We start from the raw sequence: 20,314 nt of genomic DNA, 5'->3' as shown, positions 1-20,314 counted from the left end.
TGCCGGGTCAGTGGCAGCAGATTGCCCCCGTCGTTAATTCGGCGATACCACGCGTATTCCCGACTCGGGAACCCTGATTGACACGTCGGTCGTCGCCACCGCCTTGGTTTGCTTAAAGCCCTTACCATCGATGTATTCAAGACCGACGGTTCGATCAATCCATGGGGCGTTCTGACCACTGCTGCATGAAGTGAATCTGCAACATCGTCTCAACCGGAAACGGCGGCCTTCCAGTCTTACCCTTCGGATAGTGCGGTTTGATCAACGCAATCAACCTCGACCATGGCACAAGGCGCCTCATCTCATCGAGAATTCCCGCTTGCGTGTGCGTTTCGTTGAAAGATCCAGGCCAAGACCGAGCTGTGTCATCGAGGAACTCCTTTAATTCGCGTTCTTCCAGGAGAGGACAACCAGACTTCAGCGCCAGGACTTTTGCAGACCTTCCCTAGGGCTCAGTTCCGGCACGTCCGTGATTGTCACTGCCAATGCGCACTTGCCTTTGAGAACCAAGCGCTCGCCGCCTTGCATGGTCGTCATGCTGCAACCGTTGGAGAATCCGCCTGCGTTGAGCGTTAGACATTTCGGTAGCCAGCCAGATGGTCGAGGAGAAAGTCGACGAAGGCCTTGACCCTCGGAGGCGTTCGCGGACTGTTGCGGTAACAGATGAAATATCCACCGCCCCGGGGCGCAAGTCCCGCCAATACGGGGACCAACTCACCTCTTTCAATGTGTTTTCCCGCTTGCTTGCTGTCGAGCTGCGCCAGCCCGCACCCGGAAAGCGCCGCCTGTTGTATGAGATCCAGATCGTTGGCGACAATGTAGCCATCGAAGCGACGCTTGACCGCCTCGCCGTTCTGGTAAAACAACCACTCAACCGGCCGACCAGAATCCGCGCGCCGATGCAGGATGAGCCTGTGCTGGCGAAGATCATCTATCGTTAGCGGGGTTCCGTGTTCGATGAGATATGACGGTGACGCGCATACCACCAATCCAGAGTCGCAGAGGCGCCGCGCAACGAAATCTCCCTTGCTCACCTCGCCGTATCGGATCCCAACGTCAATACCGTTTCGCCCCGGATCGAGACTGAGATCATTGAGATCGAGGTCAATCTGAATGCCCGGAAACGTTGCGCAGAACGACGGCAGCATGCCAATGACATACAGCCGGCCGAAACTTGGTGAGCAGGCGACACGAAGGTGTCCGGCAGGTATAGCAGTAGTTTCAGTTAAATCTCCCGCAACACGAATGATGTGATTCACAGCCGGAAAACACTCTTCAAAGAATATTGTGCCTTCGGCGGTCAGCGCTATTTTTCGATTGGAGCGCTCCAAAAGTCGCACATTCAGCTGGGACTCAAGCCGAGCAATGCTCTTGCTTAGCGAGGGCGACGACACACCAAGGCGACGTGACGCCTCGGTGAGGCTGCCGCTGAGTGCGACATTGATGAAACCGATAACACCGGAGAAATTTCGCGAGATCCCGGGTCGCCGTAGCGACGCGGACCCTCGAGCCTCGAGTCCCAGGTAGGTTCGAGGGTGTGCGGCCGTACCGGTCATTTTCTTTGTCATTCGAAACTACCCTGTTACGTATGTCGAGGGGAGCTGGAAGCCGCCGTTACGGACCACGGCCCCGTGGAGCATCGTGTCGTCTCTGAACCTCTGGGTCCGCCGCAAGGTGTTCGCGGGCTTACCACGCACTGCAGTCGGACACTAAGACTAACGGCGGGGCTCCAAAGCGTGGAGCGGACCCTTCAACGCATAATCAGCTGTGTGTCGCGGACAAGATAGCTGTCGAGTAGGGCGGCTGTGGACACAACGTGGTCATTGGCACATGTTGTGTACCCGCCTACTTCGCGACTTGCAGACTGCGAGGAAATTTCGGACCAGCTTCGGCGATTGCTGAACGCCGTTGATACGTCGCACCATGAGTTGCGCTTCGCGGTGTCGGATAAGCCCCGAGCCTTGCGGATGCCGTTAGTGCAGTTCGCCGCAACGCGTCATCGTAGGAGGGAGTAGCATGTGGTGGTAGACATGCGAACGGGCTCATAGTGTTGACCGCATCGCACCAGTTGGCGATATGAGCAACATGTGTGCGTCGGGGCAAACGAGCTTCAGCCGTTGGCGCACGGCGCCACTATGTACACGGGCTGGTCTGGGTTGCACCGCATAGCGATTTGAAAAAAGCACTCGCAGACCGTTTCGAACATCTGCGACGAACCGGGCTCGCCTTCAATAAGCGCAGCAACGATCGCGATTACTGACTACGGCAGAACATGGCGCGTTCGCAGCTGCGCGCGATGCGAAACGAGACGATTCCATACCTTGATGGGAAACGCGTCGTGTGTTGGCAACATGGACTGCAGCTGGGGCGGCTCGCTGTTCAAGGTGATAGAAGGGGCAAGTTGGCGCGCCGCGTAGCCGGCCGGTTCGATTGTGCGTGTGCATGAACTCGCGGGCACGATTTCGCTGGTTAACGCGCACGCAGTCGGAAACTCCGTAACACTTCGCACCGGATGGTGGCGAGGCGCATGCATCTTAACGACCCACTCAATCCGGAATGGCAGGCACATATCGAGTCTAGTGCGTTTGGGCTCACATGCGTTCAGGGGCGGGGAGCGATCACTGTTCGGCGATTACCCCCAACGGCAAGGAAGCAGTTTGCTTTAACCTGCGTTACAGGCGCGTTAGACGGCCGGCCTCAGAGCACTGCCACGGGCGCGGAATCGCAATTCCTGCTGCCAGGCTCGCTTCACATTCGGCGAAGACGTCAGGCGTAAGGACTTGCGATTTCTCGCCGCGTATTGCTCAATCAGAGATTGAAGAGTGCCTGATCCACGTTTTGCTGCGTCTTAATGGTCTGCGCGTTCGCCTGGTAATTGCGTTGCGCGGTGATGAGATCGACGAGCTGGTTCGTGAGTTCGACGTTCGATTCCTCCACCGCACCGCCTTGAAGTGTGCCGTGCGTCGTCGAACCAGGCGTCGAAATCTGAGCCGCACCCGATTCATTGGTTTGCGCGTAGGCGTTTCCGCCAAGGTCGACGAGGCCGTTTGGGTTGTTGAACGTTGCGAGTACGATCTGTCCAAGATTGCGTGTCTGGGTACTCGTATACCTATCGCTCGAATAGGTGCCAGTCAACACGCCGTCCGACCCGACCGTGAATCCGGTGAGCTGACAGGCGGGGTTGCCGTCTAGGGCGAGATTGGTGACGCCGTCCTTGGCGCCGTACTGTGTCGTTCCGGTCAAATCGAGCGTGAGATTCTGTGTCGTCGCGCCATTGTCCGCAGCGTTGGGGATGCTGATTGCAAATGTTGCGGGACTCGGCGAGGTAATCTGCCCGGAACTATTGAACGTGACCGTTCCCAGGAGGCCATTCGCGCCTGGCCCAACCGGGGTACCAGTTGCACCGTAGGTGCCGTAGACATTCCACGAACCCGTTGCTGTCTTCGCGAAATAAAAAGTGACCGGCTGCTGGTCGTCGCCAAGCGAGTCGTAGGGGTTGACCTGCTGGCTGGTCGTGTAACTGGACGGATCGCTCGGACTGAACGTAGCGTTCGCGACGTTGCTGTCTCCGGAGTTCAGATTATACGACGCCTGAATGGTCGTAGTTGCAGTCGGCGGGAGGTCCGCGTTAGAGATGACGATGGGGCCGATAGCTCCCCTGACGATGTTCCCGTTGGCATCGACTCCATAACCCATTAACTTCTGACCTTGGGCATTTTCAATCGCGCCACTCGGGTCCAGATGAAATACTCCATTTCTAGAATACGTCGTCGCGCCGTTGTTCGAAAGCAGGAAGAAGCCGTTGCCGTTGATTGCTACGTCCAATGGCAATCCGGTCGAGGTGATATTGCCATTGCTGAAGTTCTGCTGAACCTCGGAAAGCTGCGTTCCAATGCCGACCTGATTGTTGACGGATGTCGCAAACGCATTGGCATACATATCCGCGAATTGCGCAGTCGATTGCTTGAAGCCGACGGTGTTGGCGTTGGCAATATTGTTCCCGATGACACCCAGGTCGTCGGACGCCGCCGCGAGACCACTCAGCGCTTGTTGGTATCCCATATGGTCCTTGCTTGGTCGTGTTGGAAAGAGCCGCTTATCGTGAGAGCGACCGCTACACTCGTGATGGAGGGAGGGGTAGGGATGGTCGGCGCACCACCGCCGTCCACCGAAAATCGAACAGACATACGCGTTGAAACCGGGAGCCGATGCGCCGCGAGATTGAAGCGATGGGTGCGCCGCATGTTTTCGCCGAAGTAACGTAAATCGATGACCCCAATGAATGCGCTTTCCTTGCTGTACAAATAACTCGTTGTTCTGATCGGGTAGTTGCCCAGATCGTCACACGTAACGGACAATGTCAGGTCGCGAAGATATGCGCCCCTGACCTCGTCCGGGATAGCAAATAGCGGGCCTTCGAAGTCGAAGTTCCAGTTGTTGATGCACAGACGAAGCGAGTCGAAACCTTCCCAGGACGGCCCGCCTTCCTCATCGTGCGGTTGGCGTAGCAAATAGTGTGGACGTCGTCCAGGATTTGGCGTTGACTTGTTCGCCGCCGACCTAAAGAACTGCGTCGGTACGCTGGCAATCAACGTCGAACCAGAATCATCAATCACAGGAGTCCCCGCGTAGCGAACTACGGCAAAACTTGCTGGCGAAGCGAATTTCATAAAATACGCATTAGCGCTAATTCTCACCGGATACCTGCTTGCGCACGTGGTCGTCCGGCCGTGGCCAGTATGCGTGCACCCCTAAACCATTGGAATACACCAAATGGCTAACTCGATGTTAGCCATTGGCTAATTGAACTGAGTAGGCCTAACGCGTACTCTTCGGGTTGGCCATCAAGGGAGCATGCGCGAGAGTGGAAACTGAAAAGGCCGCTTAAAGCGCCCTGATTTCCCGCGTTGGCAAGCTGCGTCGGTGCTTCTGAAATGCAAAGTTGGAAAAGGCGAAAGCCCGCGTGCACGGCATTCATCATCTGTGGCGAGATCGGACCTGAAGCGCGAGCCATTGCTGGATGTCTGGAGTAGCTTGACTCGAGGGGGGAGTACGTCGACGTCATTTTGGGCGACGATCAACTGCCGCGAGTGACATCGCCGCGACACAGCGATGTCGCCCGCGCCAGCCGCGTTCGTGGTCAATCAGGCGCGGAATCGGCGCATGCGCAAACTTCGACAAATGCGCTGCTGGCTGGTCGATCAGATCCGATGCGCTGTCGTCAACGGAGATCTTGTCGAAGGGCGTGCGAGATACCAGCCGCCACGGAACCTGATGCCAAGCGAGGCTGCCGTGCTCATGGCGGAGCTGTTCGGCTGCGTCACGTACACAGAATCGCACCTTAGACCAGGATTTTATGGGAATCGGAAGCGAAGGTGAGTTGACACATTCGTTCCTGCATATGCTAATTGACGACTTTATTTCACTTGAACCGGAAATAGAGTCGTCAACTCAGAGCCAGAATCTAGGTACGAGCAGGATTGCGAAGAGATTGCCTTATTTTTATTCTCTTCTGAGAATTGCCATCGGTTGTTAGTCGATGATCAGTAGTCCCACAGCACCGGCACAAAACGAAAGCCGTCGCCGTTTTTTGCAATGTGACCGATGGACGGAAACGCGATATGTGCTGCTGCCAGCAGAGCGCCGGTCTCAGCCGCTTCGTTGAGCAACGCGATGCGCACGTCCATAGCTACTTCAGGTTCGTGCTCAAAGCCATTTTGCCATTCGGGATTCTCGAAGCCGACTTCGAAAATCGCGTCACCTGCGAACGTCAGCTTCTCGCCGTTCGATGCGACGTCTACGACGCAATGCCCCGGCGTGTGCCCACCCGTTACGCGCGCCGACACGCCCGTTGCGACTTCGACGGTCTGATCGAACTGCATGATGTTTTCGCTGTAGAGTTCCGTGAACTTCGCAGCCGCTTTGCGGAGCGCGGGAGGAACGGCTTCCGGCATCACCGTCTTGCTGAAGTCCGGATTTTTCCAGAATTCCACTTCGGCCGCAGATACGTGAATGCGCACGTCCGGGCGCAGCTTGGACTTAACGCCATCAACGTTCAGTCCGCCGACGTGATCCATGTGCATATGCGTAATCACGATATCGGTGATCGCAGCCAGGTCGATGCCAGCCGATTCCAGGCGCATCACCGACCGACCTGCACGCGTGAAGTATTCGAAACCGTCGCCCACACCCGAGTCGATCAGGATCAGGCGTTCGCCGCTGCGCACGAGCGCAATATTAAGCGCCCAGTCGAACATGTCGCGTTGCAGGAAGCGACCGTCGAACCATTCGTTGCGGTCCGCTTCGCTCACGTTGGTGGACATGGTTGAGGTCGGAAGCGGCAGAATGCCATCGCTGATCAGCACGACGTCGACGTCACCCACGCGCACGGCGTAGCGGGAAGGCACGAGCTCGCCTGAACCTTCCTTGCCGAGCTTGGCGATAACCGGTTGCAAATTGCGAGTTGTTTCGCTCATCTTCAATACTCCTGTTCATTAAGTGGGGCACTCCGCACCGGCGCGGTACACGAGCACGGCGGCGAGTTCCGCGCGCTTCGTTTTGCTCGCGTTTCGAGCCGTGTGAAAGATTGTAGGCAGAGAGGCGAGCACCGGTAGCATCGCGAATGCATCCATCATGTTGTCCGAACGGCAACAATCGACGACGAACAGAGATCGACAGAAACTGTCGGCTATAGCCGGTGGTCCCGATGTGCCGGTCTTCCGACATCAGGCGCGCGTCCGGTACATCCTCGTTCGCACAGGAAAGATGCAGCTAGACCCTGGGTATTGCTTCAGTGGTATGTTCATCCTTGACGCGCTGAAACCCTTCGGGAAATGCATGCCTCGCGTCTGCCGTAGCCAGTTGAAGCGCATTCAGAACCAACTGGGCCAATGAAACAACCTCCGCACGTGTCAAGACCACGGTGTCTTCCGCGATTGTCTGGCGCATCACCCTATGGACGTCAGACAATTGGTCCGGGGCGAACCCGAACGCCGCACGGTAATAAATTACATAGGCTTCGAACTGTAGGTCTGGACGATCAGATAGAATTCTCCACGCCGTATCGAAACGCTCCTTATTGATTCCATCTTGATACGCCGCGGCACGAAGATAAAATTCGTAAGAATGCTGCAAGCTTAGAGAGAAGTAAGAAACCGCCGACTGGAAATCTTCGTCCTGCAACTCGTAAAGTCCAGCGTTGAAAGACAGCTCGAAAGCCCACTGGTGCCGGGTGGAATGCTGTTGCTCACGATGGATGCAATTCGGCCAGTAGCGTTGGTCGATTTCTAGTCCCATCGAAGAGACGACGGAAGTCCCGACGAGCATCTCGTCGCCGTAGGCGCAGCACGCTTGACATTCAATTGACACTGCTGTTCTTCGCATTGCGATATCTCCTTTCGAGATGACCCGCCCTTCACTGGATGCTAGCTACATCTAGTCAGTAGCCGCTACCGTTGGCACACCAAATTAGGTCGCTTGGCGTGGTTGGCACAACTGTACTCGTCAAATCAAAAACATGAGCCGCCACGCACGGCGGGTCAGGAAGAATACTGACCTTGCTGTCACAAACTTGACCTCCACACCGTCTTATATACCGCTGCATATCCTGACTCTGCCGCACTTAGATGCCACAGCTATGCTTTAGCTGGCAGGAAAATGGCGATATAGAAGAATAGGTCATGGACCAGCCATTAGGAGGGTTGATATACGTTTCGACCGGTTCTCTACCGGCTACCGAATGCGGGTCTTGCTACCAAAATTCATCGACAATGGCAAACGGCACTGTTGTCGAGAGGACAACACTATGATTCCCTCCAACTACCTGTCGGTATCTTGGCGTTGAAACGACGATGACATTCACACAGCACGTCTACGTTACCTATTCGTCGGGTGCACGTAGTTCCGACCTTTCGGTGAGGTTTCGCCTTGGTGATTTGTTGCCGCATCGCGCGGGACGTCGTCGATTTGGAGCGAATCACCGCTCATATCGACGATGCGCATGCTCTATGGGACTTTCTCTTGTCCAGAGGAAAATGTCCCTCCGAGCCGCGGCCGGCCAAGGCTCACTCGCCTGCAGTTTCACTAGCAGCTATCTTGGCATCATTGAATACCCTGCCGTCGTGAAGGAAGGTAGGTTCTCGAAGGCCAGTGACGGATTTCGAGTCGACCCGCCTCGGCGAGTCGAAAATTGCGGGAGCGGGGGGCGCGGCCGAATGCTAGGCTATTTTCGAGGTCGACACAAAGTATTTCATTGGCGCGCGAGGGCGAACTCATCTACGAGAGAACTGCCGTCAGGAAATCGACCGGATTGCCCCAGGAAAATGAAGTGATGCGTGTACTTCACCGTGATCCGCATTGTGGACGTTTGCGAATTTGCTCTACGACGGGGTTTGGCCGCCGAATTGTTGGGCCGCTGTTAACTAGTTTCCGTGCTAAGTATCCAGATATAGCGATCGACTTTTGGCTCCAAGATATCGCCCCGGACCTTACCGCAAATCGAATCGACATCGCGTTTTGTGATGATCGAATGGATGACGCTCGAATTGTGGCGAGGCAACTCATACCCATGCAGCTACATGTTTGCGCATCGGCTGCCTACGCTCGCGAGCTCGGCTTGCCACGCACTGTGGATGAGCTTAGCGGCCATCGCTGCATTAATGTCCGAACGGCATCCGGTCGCGTTGCCGAGTGGGAATTCAAGACGGGCGGGGTGAGCCAAAAGACGGTCCCGAGGGCCTTGCTTACATTCAATGACCCGGATCTCGTCTTGCAATCGGTGTTGGACGGGGAGGGCATTGCTCAGTTGCCCGCCTATCAGGCAAGTGTGCTACTGCGTGAAAGGCGTCTCCTTGCGTGTCTAGCTCAATACGCACCGGACGACAGAGGTCACTACGCATGCTATCGGATGTGCAAGCAATTGCCGCCCCACGTAAGTGTTCTCCTCGACTACATGACTGTGCGAATTAGAGCACTCGACTTGAGTAGTTCAATTTAGTGCTCCCCCGCTGGTCTCCGGTTGATTGTTGTGGTCTGGACAACACGTTGGTTCGGTCTGCTGGTCTATTGCGTAGCCAACCGTAAGCCTACGATGCGCTACATGGGTCGTCGGCGAATAGAAGCAGTGGGCGCGCTGCGAGTAGTCCAGCCATTCGGTCGAGTGCAATTCACTTACCGGATCCCGATGCAGATCTAACCTCGGAGCGCGATCATGAAGCTTTGTAATGATTGATGGCAGCGGGCTCATCGGAACCACGGTGGTCCACCGCTTTTCGGACGAGGGCACGAGGTTCTTCCGGTATCTCGTTCAGAAGGCATAGGTGGCGTGAAAGGCATAGGCTCGACGAATGCACTGGTCGAAGATAGGATCCCTCTGAGATTCTTCGAAATGTCCCGCGGAATTCTATTTTCCGGAGAGGCAGCGAAGAGGAGGTGTCACGGGTCGCGCAGATTGCTGTCGAAATCGACAATTTGTTCGAGCGCGTATTTCCGCGAGAGGATTGCAGAGGAGAAACGCGTTCGTGCGCCGAGCATTCCCTGCATGTTGGGAAGTTGTTCGACCTATTTTCCGCGTTGCTGAGTGATGGCGCCCATACGGGAAATTGCGCAGATACGGTATTTTCCCGCAAACCCGCAAGGATCAATTGAACCGGGATCTGTTGGCCTTCTTGAGAGACTGAATTCGAAAGCCTGAGCTGCCACATTTGTCTCATAAGCGGCAGAATCTATGTACGGGGGAGGGCAGACGTTACTCCCCCTACCCACCTCGACGCAGTTGTCCGACGCCGTTGCCAAATCCGGACCGTGACTACTTATGGAGTCCATCATGCCCCAATCCCGTGAAGGTCAACGCATTCCGAACGTGACGTTCCGCATGCGTGTTGAAGACGCATGGAAGAACGTGACCACTGCCGAACTATTCAACGCCAAAACGATTGCTGTGTTCTCGCTACCAGGCGCATTCACCCCTACGTGTTCCTCGACCCACCTTCCGCGCTTCAATGAGCTGGCTCCCGCGTTCCGTGCTGCAGGCGTGGATGCTGTCCTTTGCGTGTCCGTCAATGACGCCTTCGTGATGAACGAATGGGCTAGGGACCAGGAATGCGGGAACATTGTGATGATTCCAGATGGCAATGGCGAGTTCACTGACGGCATGGGCATGCTTGTGGACAAAACTGACCTGGGGTTCGGCAAGCGCAGCAGGCGCTATTCGATGCTGGTAAGGGACTGCATAGTGGATAGGATGTTCATCGAGCTTGACGAACCGGGTGACCCTTTCAAGGTGTCGGATGCCGACACACTGCTCAACTATGCGGCGCCGAACGCGCTGCGTCCAGACCAGATTGTGGTGTTTTCGAAGGTTGGCTGCCCCTATTGCGCTAAGGCGAAACAGTTGCTGTCGGATCGCAAGATGGACTACGTCGATGTACCGCTCGATCACAAAATCCGTGGGAAAGTGCTCGGTGCAGTATCCGGCAGCACCACCGCGCCGCAAGTATTCATCAACGGCCGGCATATTGGCGGATCCGAAGCGCTCAAGCTGTACCTGCAGGGCTGAGTCAGCACACCGCGAAATCCAACATGATTCAACTTTTCCAGCCGTTCAATCTCGACGGGATACCACCCATGAAGTGCTGGCGGAGGCATTAAGAAAGCCAGGCTCGTGGCATGCATTTCGTCGCCGTTCTGGTTGAGGTAGGTCGACTGCTATTCGTGAGTCGTGTTCGACAAGAGACTTTCTAGATCTAATATGGCTACCCTATTACTCGATCCCTGGTTACGGACGATCAGCTTGTTGGCAAGGGAGTATGCCGGTCCAACTACACCGGAGTGCGTCGCAGCAAACAGTGTGAATCGTCGAACCTCAAAGGGTCGCGCTCGACCATCGGCGAGCGCGTCCGTGCGTTTGATAGAGCGTCCAACTCCAACGACCGTAACGGTGGCTTGGAGTGACTCGACGCTGGGCTGCTTCGGCAATCAAACATGGCGGCTGGGCGTAGCGCGTCATGCAGGCGTTTGCGCAATTAGCGGACGAATCATCGGCCGCGGTGATGAGGTATTTAAGCCATTTTCGCGACCAACTCCCGCAAACGCGAGGGCGATGATACTGGCAGTAATGATTTGCGGAAACGTTGACAACTGAGGTCGTCTCGTTGGTCGATGGATACAAGTAATTTTCATCAATAGATCGCCTGTGCATTGTCGTTAAATTAACTGAGTTAAGCCGGCATCTTGTGTATATCGCTTTTTATCTAAGAAACACTTCTCTGAGTAGAGGGGATGATGCTCGGGCAATGCCCGTTAGTTAGAAACGGCTTGACTCATCCTGAGGAGAGTGCGTGCGTAGGCAATCCAAGGAGCGCAGTATGTTGTCACATGAACTAATTTCCCGATACGGCGCACTGATAGTCTTTTTGAACGTTCTTGGCTCGTCACTTGGTTTGCCGTTGCCCGCCATCCCGACTTTAATCACCATCGGTGCGAGCATTGCCATCTCAACGCACGCGATTTCTTCGACTTTGGCGAATTTCTCAATCATGCTGACAGCAGCTGTCGTGGGAGGTTCGATCGGTGACTTTGTCTGGTTTCAAGGCGGCAAGCGGTACGGTGAGCGCACACTTCAAACAATATGTAAGCTGTCGATGTCCCGAGAGACCTGTGTTCGAAAGACAGAGCGATTCTTCGGGCGTTGGGGAGTCCGTGTCATGATCGTCGCCCGGTTTCTACCAGGATTGTCCCTCGTTTCTGTGCCGTTGTGTGGCGCTATGGCAGTTAGGCTACGTGTGTTCATATCCTACGACTGTATCGGGATCTGCCTTTGGGCATTTGTTGGGCTGACTATGGGTGCGCTATTTTCTGCACAAATTGACTTGATATTTCGGATATTTTCCCAGCTTGGATGGCAGGCGTTAGTTGTGGTTGCTGTGGGACTGGTGTCCTATATTCTTTATCGCTATTTGCGACGGATACTGCTCGCAAGAGCTCTTGAAACTGCTCGGATTACGGCGGGCGAGTTGCATGTTCTCCAGTCATGTGACCCGCGACCTGTGGTCTTCGACATTAGATCGCATGAGCGACGCATCCTCGATCCCTTTGTCATTCCTGGCTCAATCTATGTCGATGAACGCAGAGCGTATGAGATCGTCAACGAATTTGGCACTCGTCGAACGATGGTGATCTATTGCTCATGTCCCGGAGAAGTATCAGCGGCATGGATGGCGAAGCGCCTACGAGGCGCTGGCGTCCAGACTGCGTTGCCGCTAACAGGTGGGATCGATGCGTGGCGCGCGGCGGGATTTAGTGTTGACCCAATAGAAGCGATATACAGCACGTATATTGCAGCGGAAACGCGAGGTATGGCGGGATAACGTGCCATGCGTCAACCGCTTGCTAGCGAAGTGACAGGCAGCCGCCGCCGACTCGCTCGCCGCCAGAATTCGTTTGTCCGACGTTCGAGCGACGGCTATCGGGGGCTGAATCCCCTACGGCTTGCGGCTGAGAGGCTGCCCGGCTTCAGCAATCTCCACCGTCAATGTTAGGTGCTACGTCTGCACGACCCGGTAAAACCTTGGAAGTGCTCGTGATCATTTTGCATAACAGCGATTTCACGCTCGTCTTTGAAAAGGAATGACCTCGATGTTCTCGTCAACTTGGACCATTAAGGACCAAACGTGCGATTGTTAGCACAGCGATTTAGAGAGCATCAAGCAGCACGGCCGGTCAGCGACAACTATGTTGGCCGGTCGGCCAACATAGTTGTGGCCCCCAGCAATTGTGGTGCGCTTGTTGCGCGCCAAGCAACAAAGTGGTTTCGTGGATCCCACTTCCGAGTAGTTCTCGCTGGCGTTACCGTGCGATAGAAGTGTCGTCGGACCTTTCACCAATCCACAGGAGTTTGCTATGCGATTTCTTCTCATAACACAAAAAGCGGTCTGTGTTTTTACACTGCTCGCAACACTGCCCGCGATCGCGCTCGCCGAAACACTTGCTGTGAAAGTCAGCGATCTGGATCAGGGCCGCTTCACAAAAGAGCAGGTGTACAGCGGTTTCGGCTGCCGCGGCGAAAACGTATCGCCGCGGATTTCATGGAAGCACATACCGCCCGGAGCCCGCAGCCTCGCTGTGATGATGTATGACCCCGACGCGCCAACCGGCGGCCTCGGCTGGACCCACTGGGCCGTTGCTAACATACCCCCATCGCAAGCCTCTCTGGAGAAAGGTGCCTCCGGCAACACTCAACTATTGCCGGCTGGCGCCGTCGAAACGTTGACCGACTTCGGAGAGTCGAAGTACGGCGGACCGTGTCCGCCGCAAGGCAAGCCGCATCGCTACGTGATTACTGTCTACGCACTCGATGTGCCCCATATCGATGTGGATCCGAAGTCGAGTCCGGCGCTCGTTGCGTTTCAGATGCATGGGAAGGTCATCGCGAAAGCGCGCTATGTCGCAACGTACCAGAGCCCGGCAAACTGAGCAGTCTTGCTCATGAGATCACGTGAGCGACATGCCGCCATCGACTCTCAGATTGACGCCGTTGATGAAGCTGCTCTCGTCACTCATGAGAAAGAGCGCCGCGCGCGCGAGCTCTCCCGGACGTCCGAGGCGCCCGAGCGGAATGCGGCCCGCTACGGCGGCCTCGAACGCTGGCCGCTCGGCATCCGCCACGCCAAGCTTCGAAAGTATTGGCGTGTCGACTGGTCCCGGACTCATGACATTCACTCGAATGCCGCGCGCCTTGAACTCGAGCGCCCAGCTCCGCGCAAACGCCTCGATTGCGGCCTTTGTGCCTGCGTAGACGGCGTGCCCATCAAACACTTTGTAACTTGCAATCGAACTGGTCAGCAAGACGGCACCGCGATCGCGCATCAACGGCGCAATTTTTTGTACGCCGAAGAAGATTGCCTTTGTGTTGGTCGCAAAGTGCAGGTCGTAGGAATCAGCGCTAACTTCGCTCGACGACTCGAGTGTGTTGATTCCCGCATTTGCGAAGTAAAAGTCGAGCCCACCGAAACGATGAGACACGAGTGATGCTACATCGTCATGCGTTTTCGGATCTGCGAGATTTCCCGTCACTCCCAGTGCTTTGTCGCCAAGCTCGGACACAGCCGCATGGACGGCATCTGCTCGGCGCCCCACAACGATGACGTTCGCACCTGCGGCGACTAGTAGTTTGGCAGTGCCCAGTCCGATTCCACTATTTCCGCCGGTGATGACAGCAACTTTATTTGCGAGCCGATTCATGTTTTCTCCACGATGTTCCGCCGATCTGGCGTACCGCTGAAATTTAGCAACGGCCGCCACGCTGATGTAGTCACACATCGGCTATTTCACTTGTTCCGCTTTGTCATGTCTGTCGAAAAATTTAATGGCCTTCCGGCTTTCGTTCGTTCCGTCGAAACGGGGTCGTTTACGATGGCAGCCCAATCGTTATGCACCACACCGTCAGCCGTGTCAAAGAGCGTCGCGAGGCTCGAAAAGCGACTGGGTGTTCGGTTGTTTCAACGCTCGACGCGCGCTTTTGTCCTGACCATGGAGGGTCAGGCGTACTATGAGCGCGTAGCACCACTGATGCGCGGACTGGAAGGTGCGGACGAAGTGCTGCGCTCGCCTGCGGCCGCCACTGGACGACTACGTGTGAGCTTGCCTGCGGAGCTGAGCTGCCTTTTGCTCGACCCCGTCACGCGGAAACTCATGGCGAGTCACCCGGAACTCGCGCTGGACGTGAGCGTTAGCGATCGCCATGCGGACCTGATACGCGATCGCTTCGACATCGTCATAAGAGTGGGCTGGCTAGAAGACAGCAGCTTGCATGCGCTGCGGGTCGCCAGTCTTCAACTGGCTCTGGTGGCCGCGCCCGCTTACCTGCGCGAGCGAGGTACGCCGCGTGTGGTCGCGGATCTTGCCGAGCATCAGCATGTGCGTTACCGGCTCAACGGACGTGCGTACCCCCTAGTCTTCGGAGACGGGATGTCGATGGCGATCGAAGGGAGGTTTGACGCGGACAACGGCGATGCAATGCGGGTTGCAGCGTTGAATGGACTAGGTATCGCGCAGATTCTGGAGATCGCCGTGGGAGAAGACATTGCAGCGGGGCGGTTGCATGTGGTTCTGCCCGATAGCGCGTTAGCATCGGTGCCCGTTCACGCAGTTCACGCGTTCGGAAGAAATATGCCAATGCGTGTGCGGGTATTTATCGACTTCGTCGCTGCGCAACTGGCCGCGTGGAACGTCGTATCCTCGTTTGAACCGCTACGAGCGGGCGCTGGGTTGGAAGAGGAGTGCGAGGGGACGACCTGATATTGCTCGACGCTGTCAGCCCAGCGTCCACCTACCGCTGGAAGCCGTGTCCTTTTCATTTCGACTTATAGCGGACGCCGCAGACGGCGTCCACCCCACATCGCTCGAGTTTTAAATGTTTCGACTTGGTAACTGGATAGCGCCAACTCGTCTGGCGCGGACTGCCGAGGTGCGGGTGTTATCCAGTTTCATGTTTGCCTCCTCTTGGGAGTTGCAAGTCATCTGGTTCATCTCTGGGGGCTCCTAAGCGCGATGTTTGGCAGATCGCGCTTTCAGCGTGGAAAACGCGTTCGATCCTCGCGAGGTGTTCAGAGATCGGTCACACGCTCTGGATCGGCCGACGCGAGTGCGGCGGCGCGCTCGGCCTTCGGTGGATATATCCAGACGGTGTTGATCTCCTGCTTCGTCTTTTTTGCGACATCGCCGACCATCTCTACCTTGCGCTCCCAACCGCGCGTGAACAGTGCGCCGGCTTCGCCGAGGTCGAGGCAAGTGACGTAGGCCTTCTGCTGGTAGGGCTTGGTCGGAACGCCAAGCAATTCCGCTGCGGCGTTGTTGCCGGCAAATGCGCCCATACGCGTCGCGTGCTGGCATGACATCAGTGCATAGTTGCCGTCGTCATCGCAGGCGGCACGGGCGGCATCGCCGGTGGCGAAGACACCCTGAACGCCCGGTACGCGCAGATCGCGATCGACCAGAAGTCGGCCAGAATTATCGCGTTCGGCCGGAATCTGCGCGGTCAGCGGGGCGGCACGCATGCCTGCTGCCCAGATCACGGTCTCCGTCTCGATGTGTTCGCCGGTGGATAATGTCACGCCCGATTCGTCGAGAGAGGCGACGCCGGCGTCGAGGCGGGTTTCCACACCGAGCTTGCGCAGCGCGTCGTCAATGAGGGGGCGGGGACCTTCGCCCATGTCGGGTGCGATCACACTGTTGCGGTCGATGATGATGACACGGGTCTTGGTATCTTTACCGAGAATCTCGGGCAGACGGCCCGCCATTTCAGTTGCCGCCTCGATGCCAGTGAATCCGCCGCCAGCCACGACGACCGTGTCGCGCCCGTTCAACCGCGGGCGGTTGGCGAGGCTGTGCAGGTGCTTGTCGAGGGCAACCGCATCGTCGAGCGAGTCGACGCTGAAGCCGTGCTCGGCGAGTCCGGGAATGTTGGGACGGAATAGTCGACTGCCGGTGGCCACCACCAGGCGGTCGTAAGAGAGCGACTTGCTCAGGTCTTTTCCGTATGCGATCTGCATCATGCGGGATTGGGTGTCAACCGTCTCGACGCTACCTTGCACATACACCACGTCGATGGCGTTGAGCACATTCAGCAGTGGTGCCGTGAGGGTCTCAGGATTCCGTTCGTAGAGCCGCGGGCGAACCACCAGCTTCGGCTCCGGAGCTACCAGCGCGATTTCGAGTTCTTCGGGAGTCACTCCCTGGATGTCGCGCAGACGAGCTGCGGAAAGCGCAGCGTACATGCCGGCGAAGCCGGCACCTATAATGACGAGTCGCATGAATGCTTACTCCCTTGAGTGGATAAATATAGGAATGCAGAAGATTATTGCGTGATTACGAAAGCGAGTATTTTCTGGCCTGATGCGGTCATGCACTTGCTACTAAAGATTTGCCAGCCGATCTTTTTGTCTCAGTCAGTTCTTGTCTGCCACAGCTATAGTCTCGCCAACCGCATTCGCGGTTCTCCCGAGCGCTTGACGCAATCGCAGGAGCGAATGCTGCTAACCGAGCGTTGCCACCACTTAACCGGTGGCTGTCGCATTGGCGCGGCGGCGAGGCGCTCGGTAGAGGCAACTCCCTCGATTTCGCCAGGCACAACTTTCCGGATGGAATGCCATGTTTTCCTAGGGGTCGGGAACGTTCGACCTGGGGCAACGTAGGCGTCTGGTTTATTTCGCCGGTACAAGAACCGGCGCGCCTTTATCTTTCAGCAGCATCACGAGGAATTTTGCGGGCTCCGTTTGGCTCGCGTTGCGCCCGATCGTATGGACATCGTTCAGGCCTTCATAGAACGTTTGCCCTGGCGAAAGTGTGACCTGCTTTTTGCCCCTTACCTGCATGATGATCGTGCCTTCCAGCACGTAGATGAAGCCGTATGCATTGTGCCGATGCACCGGATCCGCGGCGCCCGGCGGATATTCGACGCTGATCATCAACGCTTCCTTGCCCGGATAGTGCTCAAGCGGGACCGTCATGAGAGGCGTGACGCGAGCTTCTGGCGGCGCGGCCTGAACGCTGCACATCAACGCCTGTGCAGTGATGAGCGCCGTGACTGCGGTATGTTTGAAACCAGCCATGATTGGCTTCCAGTAGAGCAGCCCGCATACGCGGGCTCGCGACGAGAGCAAAGTATGAGCAGTCAGGCCAGGTTGGCCTTGTCGAGGCCGAAGGCCTTGTCGGCCGATCCCGGCACGGTCCTGAAAGCGAGATTCGCACGATTCCAGCCGTTGATGGCCATCACATCGAAGGTCAGATCCGAGAGTTCCTTCTCCGAGAATTGCGTACGCACGCGCTCGTAAATATCGTCTGCAAGGCCGTGCGCGCCTAGCTGTGTCAGTGCTTCGGTCCATGCGAGGGCGGCGCGCTCGCGTGGTGCGAATAGCGTGGATTCACGCCAGATCGCCAGATGATGGATACGCAGCTCGCGCTCACCGTGCATGCGAGCTTCCTTTACGTGCATGTCGACGCAGAAGCCACAACCGTTGATCTGGGAAGCGCGTATCGAGATGAGGTCGCGAATCGACTCTTCGATCGCGCTCTCCTTCAACTGATTGCTGAATTCCATGTACTTCTTGAATAGTTCCGGTGACTGCTGGATGTAGTTGATACGCTGCGTCATGCGTTTCCCCTTGAGTAGGTGTGAGTTTCGACTCCGCGACTGGTTGATGCCTCAACCGAGGATCAGCGCGTAAGTAAATCGTAGGTCGGTGTGCTGTCTCGCGCTAGCCGCATGTAAGGATCCATAGTGTTGTCTTTCTTACACCAATTGGGTTACGCATCCAGCCACATACTCTGCACACCAACGGCAATTTCGTGTTCGATGTCACAAAATGAGTGTGTCGAACGTCTTGAGAGTGCGGGAAGCACACGCATCGCGCATCCGTCGAGCGGACCATCCATGCGCCCACTCATTCACCGTGTAACGAGGCGATCACGATATGCACCTCGGCAAGTCTTATAAGTTATCCGAATTTCTTTACTGGACCCGGAGACAAATCTACGCGCTCGCGATCTGGGGCACGTTGCCTGTCATTCTGTTCAGGTTTTGCAACATAGAGTGGCTATCGGTGCCGCTTACCATCGTCGTGCTGCTTGGCACCGCGACGTCGTTCATCGTCGGCTTCAAGAACGTTCAAACCTACAATAGGGCAATGGACGCGCAGGACATCTGGACCGGCATTGTGAGCGCGAGCCGGCGCTGGGGGCAGCTCGCCCGCGATTTTCCAGACGACGAAATCGTCAGCCGCAGGCTGATCGAGCGTCATTTAGCCTGGCTCACTACGTTGCGTTATTCGTTGCGCAGCCCGCGAGTGTGGGAGAGCATGAACAAGGGATTTAATGCCGAATACCGTCGTCACTACAGGGTGCCGGAATGGGAATTGAGCCTCAAGGAGACGCTGCATAGATATTTACCAGCGTCGGATACCGCGCTCGCGCTAAACGCCCCAAACGCCGCGACAGCCTTGCTGAACACCCAGGGCGCATGCCTGCAGAAGCTTCATACCGCGGGAAAGCTGAATTTGTCGTTCTATCTGGAACTTCAACGCGCCTTGGGCGATTTCGTTGCGTTGCAGGCAAAGGCAGAACGGTTGAAGGATTTTCCATATCCGCGTCAATACGCGACCGTGAGCACGTTATTCGTCCGCTTCTTTTGCCTGCTCTTTCCTTTTGGCTTGCTGCACGAATTCGACAAGCTCAACGATAGCGTGAGTGGCTTCATGCACGGAAACATGATATGGCTCGTCGTGCCGTGCAGCGTCGCAGTATCGTGGATGTACACCTCGCTAGAACAGGTCGGCGAGAGTACAGAAAATCCGTTTGAAGGAAGCGCGAACGACGTACCGATTTCGACGTTATGTGTGCAGATCGAGCGCGAACTGCGATCGCTGCTCGGCGAACACACGGAAGATATCGCAGCGGAGTCGATCGCGATGTAGTGCCGGGAATGTGCGGCGCGCAGTCTCAGTCCGTGTCGTCCGGAGCAGCGAGCGCGACGACGTTTTCGATTCCCTGCCGCGCCATCTTAGTGTAAGGCGTAAAACGCTCAGTTTCGCGAACGAGCTGTTCGGCGAGCTCACGCTCTAGACCCGGCAAGCGGACACGTGTGTACGCAGTTAGGACGAACAAGCCATCAACGGGATCGCGGCCGAATCGCACCGTGACGTCGACGGAGGTGTTGGCGAGCGCAATGCCGGCGCGCGCGGCAAGCAGACTCAGCGCACCATGAAAGCAGGCCGCATAGCCCGCGGCGAAAAGCTGCTCCGGGTTGGTGCCGCCACCGGGTCCGCCCAGTTCCTCGGGTAGGCGGAGCTCGACGGCCAACTGGCCGTCGTCGGAACTCGCGATGCCTGAGGCACGGCCGTGTCCCGCTGTGCCACCGGTAACGGTGACTGTCGTTGAATACAGCGTTTGCCCTTCTTTGCCGCGATACTTCTCGAGCAGGGTCAGAGGTGGGGGATGCAAAGGATTGCTCATGGGGTCCCAAATTCGATCACGGTAGTTTCTTGGTCGGGCGCTGCTGGAACCGCATGATCGTCCACGGTACGTCCGTTGCCGGCCGAGCGGCAATTGCCAAATAATCGCGCTCGCGCAATTTATATACTACTGTCTTGACCTCGGTAAGTTCTGTACCGCAATGCCGACGATCGTCTGACGATTCTCCGTGAGATTGTGGTTCGACAGGTCGCCTCCGCGCCCACTGCGCGGATTCGCATCGTGATGCATCGGTTTGCAGACGCCTCTCTGCTGTGGGAGGTGGTGACGGCCTGGTCGCGAACGATCATAC

Annotated in this window: 17 protein-coding genes and 2 pseudogenes; 7 read left to right on the top strand and 12 right to left on the bottom strand. The window is 56.6% G+C overall.

The window, feature by feature from the left end:
• Positions 1-175: 175 nt before the first annotated feature.
• The 7 genes and pseudogenes from BFD71_RS24615 to BFD71_RS24595 all read right to left on the bottom strand — a co-directional run.
• Positions 176-369: pseudogene (locus BFD71_RS24615) on the bottom strand (IS5/IS1182 family transposase); the annotation flags it as partial.
• 78 nt (positions 370-447) lie between these two features.
• Positions 448-572, bottom strand: a pseudogene (locus tag BFD71_RS42290) (LysR family transcriptional regulator); the annotation flags it as partial.
• A complete protein-coding gene (locus tag BFD71_RS24610; RefSeq protein ID WP_083245454.1) occupies positions 573-1,568 on the bottom strand; it encodes a LysR family transcriptional regulator in 996 nt (331 codons plus the stop codon). It abuts the pseudogene before it with no gap.
• A 1,240-nt stretch (positions 1,569-2,808) separates the two neighbouring features.
• The gene (gene flgE / locus BFD71_RS24605; RefSeq protein ID WP_069266936.1) at positions 2,809-4,062 is read right to left on the bottom strand and encodes a flagellar hook protein FlgE; all 1,254 of its coding nucleotides are present in this window, start codon (positions 4,060-4,062) and stop codon (positions 2,809-2,811) included.
• Complete coding sequence (locus tag BFD71_RS40735; RefSeq protein WP_141710795.1) at positions 4,041-4,670, bottom strand: hypothetical protein; 630 nt, start codon at positions 4,668-4,670, stop codon at positions 4,041-4,043. Before BFD71_RS40735 ends, flgE begins: the two co-directional genes overlap by 22 nt.
• An 873-nt stretch (positions 4,671-5,543) precedes the next feature.
• Positions 5,544-6,476 carry an MBL fold metallo-hydrolase gene (locus tag BFD71_RS24600; RefSeq protein ID WP_069266935.1) on the bottom strand — a complete coding sequence of 311 codons (933 nt, stop codon included), beginning with the start codon at positions 6,474-6,476 and terminating at the stop codon, positions 5,544-5,546.
• A 295-nt stretch (positions 6,477-6,771) separates the two neighbouring features.
• Positions 6,772-7,383 (bottom strand): hypothetical protein, encoded by a 612-nt coding sequence (locus tag BFD71_RS24595; protein ID WP_141710794.1) that lies wholly within the window; start codon positions 7,381-7,383, stop codon positions 6,772-6,774.
• A 946-nt stretch (positions 7,384-8,329) separates the two neighbouring features.
• Here BFD71_RS24595 and BFD71_RS24590 point away from each other — a divergent pair.
• The 5 genes from BFD71_RS24590 (at position 8,330) to BFD71_RS24575 (ending at position 13,470) form a co-directional block, all read left to right on the top strand.
• Positions 8,330-8,995 carry a substrate binding domain-containing protein gene (locus tag BFD71_RS24590; protein WP_256094920.1) on the top strand — a complete coding sequence of 222 codons (666 nt, stop codon included), beginning with the start codon at positions 8,330-8,332 and terminating at the stop codon, positions 8,993-8,995.
• A gap of 828 nt (positions 8,996-9,823) precedes the next feature.
• On the top strand, positions 9,824-10,555 hold the full coding sequence (locus BFD71_RS24585) for a glutathione peroxidase (RefSeq protein ID WP_069266933.1): 732 nt from the start codon (positions 9,824-9,826) through the stop codon (positions 10,553-10,555).
• A 192-nt stretch (positions 10,556-10,747) separates the two neighbouring features.
• A complete protein-coding gene (locus BFD71_RS39390; RefSeq protein ID WP_083245453.1) occupies positions 10,748-11,140 on the top strand; it encodes a DUF3331 domain-containing protein in 393 nt (130 codons plus the stop codon).
• Between the two features lie 223 nt (positions 11,141-11,363).
• Positions 11,364-12,365 carry a VTT domain-containing protein gene (locus BFD71_RS39385; RefSeq protein WP_141710793.1) on the top strand — a complete coding sequence of 334 codons (1,002 nt, stop codon included), beginning with the start codon at positions 11,364-11,366 and terminating at the stop codon, positions 12,363-12,365.
• A gap of 532 nt (positions 12,366-12,897) precedes the next feature.
• Positions 12,898-13,470, top strand: a complete 573-nt coding sequence (locus tag BFD71_RS24575) for a YbhB/YbcL family Raf kinase inhibitor-like protein (protein ID WP_069266931.1) — start codon at positions 12,898-12,900, stop codon at positions 13,468-13,470.
• A gap of 18 nt (positions 13,471-13,488) precedes the next feature.
• Here BFD71_RS24575 and BFD71_RS24570 read toward each other — a convergent pair whose 3' ends face one another.
• Positions 13,489-14,238: an SDR family NAD(P)-dependent oxidoreductase gene (locus BFD71_RS24570; protein WP_069266930.1), complete on the bottom strand. Its 750-nt coding sequence runs from the start codon at positions 14,236-14,238 to the stop codon at positions 13,489-13,491.
• A 105-nt stretch (positions 14,239-14,343) separates the two neighbouring features.
• Between BFD71_RS24570 and BFD71_RS24565 the strand changes: the two genes are divergently transcribed.
• The gene (locus tag BFD71_RS24565) at positions 14,344-15,294 is read left to right on the top strand and encodes a LysR family transcriptional regulator (protein ID WP_083245458.1); all 951 of its coding nucleotides are present in this window, start codon (positions 14,344-14,346) and stop codon (positions 15,292-15,294) included.
• Between the two features lie 308 nt (positions 15,295-15,602).
• Here the strand turns inward: BFD71_RS24565 and BFD71_RS24560 are convergent, their stop codons facing one another.
• From BFD71_RS24560 to BFD71_RS24550, 3 genes are all read right to left on the bottom strand, one after another.
• Positions 15,603-16,808, bottom strand: coding sequence for an NAD(P)/FAD-dependent oxidoreductase (locus BFD71_RS24560; RefSeq protein ID WP_069266929.1), 1,206 nt, complete (start codon positions 16,806-16,808; stop codon positions 15,603-15,605).
• A 390-nt stretch (positions 16,809-17,198) separates the two neighbouring features.
• The gene (locus tag BFD71_RS24555) at positions 17,199-17,606 is read right to left on the bottom strand and encodes a cupin domain-containing protein (RefSeq protein WP_069266928.1); all 408 of its coding nucleotides are present in this window, start codon (positions 17,604-17,606) and stop codon (positions 17,199-17,201) included.
• A gap of 62 nt (positions 17,607-17,668) precedes the next feature.
• Positions 17,669-18,148: a carboxymuconolactone decarboxylase family protein gene (locus tag BFD71_RS24550; RefSeq protein WP_069266927.1), complete on the bottom strand. Its 480-nt coding sequence runs from the start codon at positions 18,146-18,148 to the stop codon at positions 17,669-17,671.
• Positions 18,149-18,467: 319 nt separating this feature from the next.
• Here BFD71_RS24550 and BFD71_RS24545 point away from each other — a divergent pair, with 319 nt between their 5' ends.
• Positions 18,468-19,466 carry a bestrophin family protein gene (locus BFD71_RS24545; protein WP_069266926.1) on the top strand — a complete coding sequence of 333 codons (999 nt, stop codon included), beginning with the start codon at positions 18,468-18,470 and terminating at the stop codon, positions 19,464-19,466.
• A gap of 25 nt (positions 19,467-19,491) precedes the next feature.
• Here BFD71_RS24545 and BFD71_RS24540 read toward each other — a convergent pair whose 3' ends face one another.
• Positions 19,492-20,004 carry an Ohr family peroxiredoxin gene (locus tag BFD71_RS24540; RefSeq protein WP_069266925.1) on the bottom strand — a complete coding sequence of 171 codons (513 nt, stop codon included), beginning with the start codon at positions 20,002-20,004 and terminating at the stop codon, positions 19,492-19,494.
• Between the last annotated feature and the right edge of the window lie 310 nt (positions 20,005-20,314).

It is taken from the genome of Paraburkholderia nodosa (assembly GCF_001718195.1).
GTDB lineage: Bacteria > Pseudomonadota > Gammaproteobacteria > Burkholderiales > Burkholderiaceae > Paraburkholderia > Paraburkholderia nodosa_A.
The sequence above is the reverse complement of the archived record's forward strand: the minus strand, read 5'-3'. Positions and strand labels throughout refer to the sequence as shown.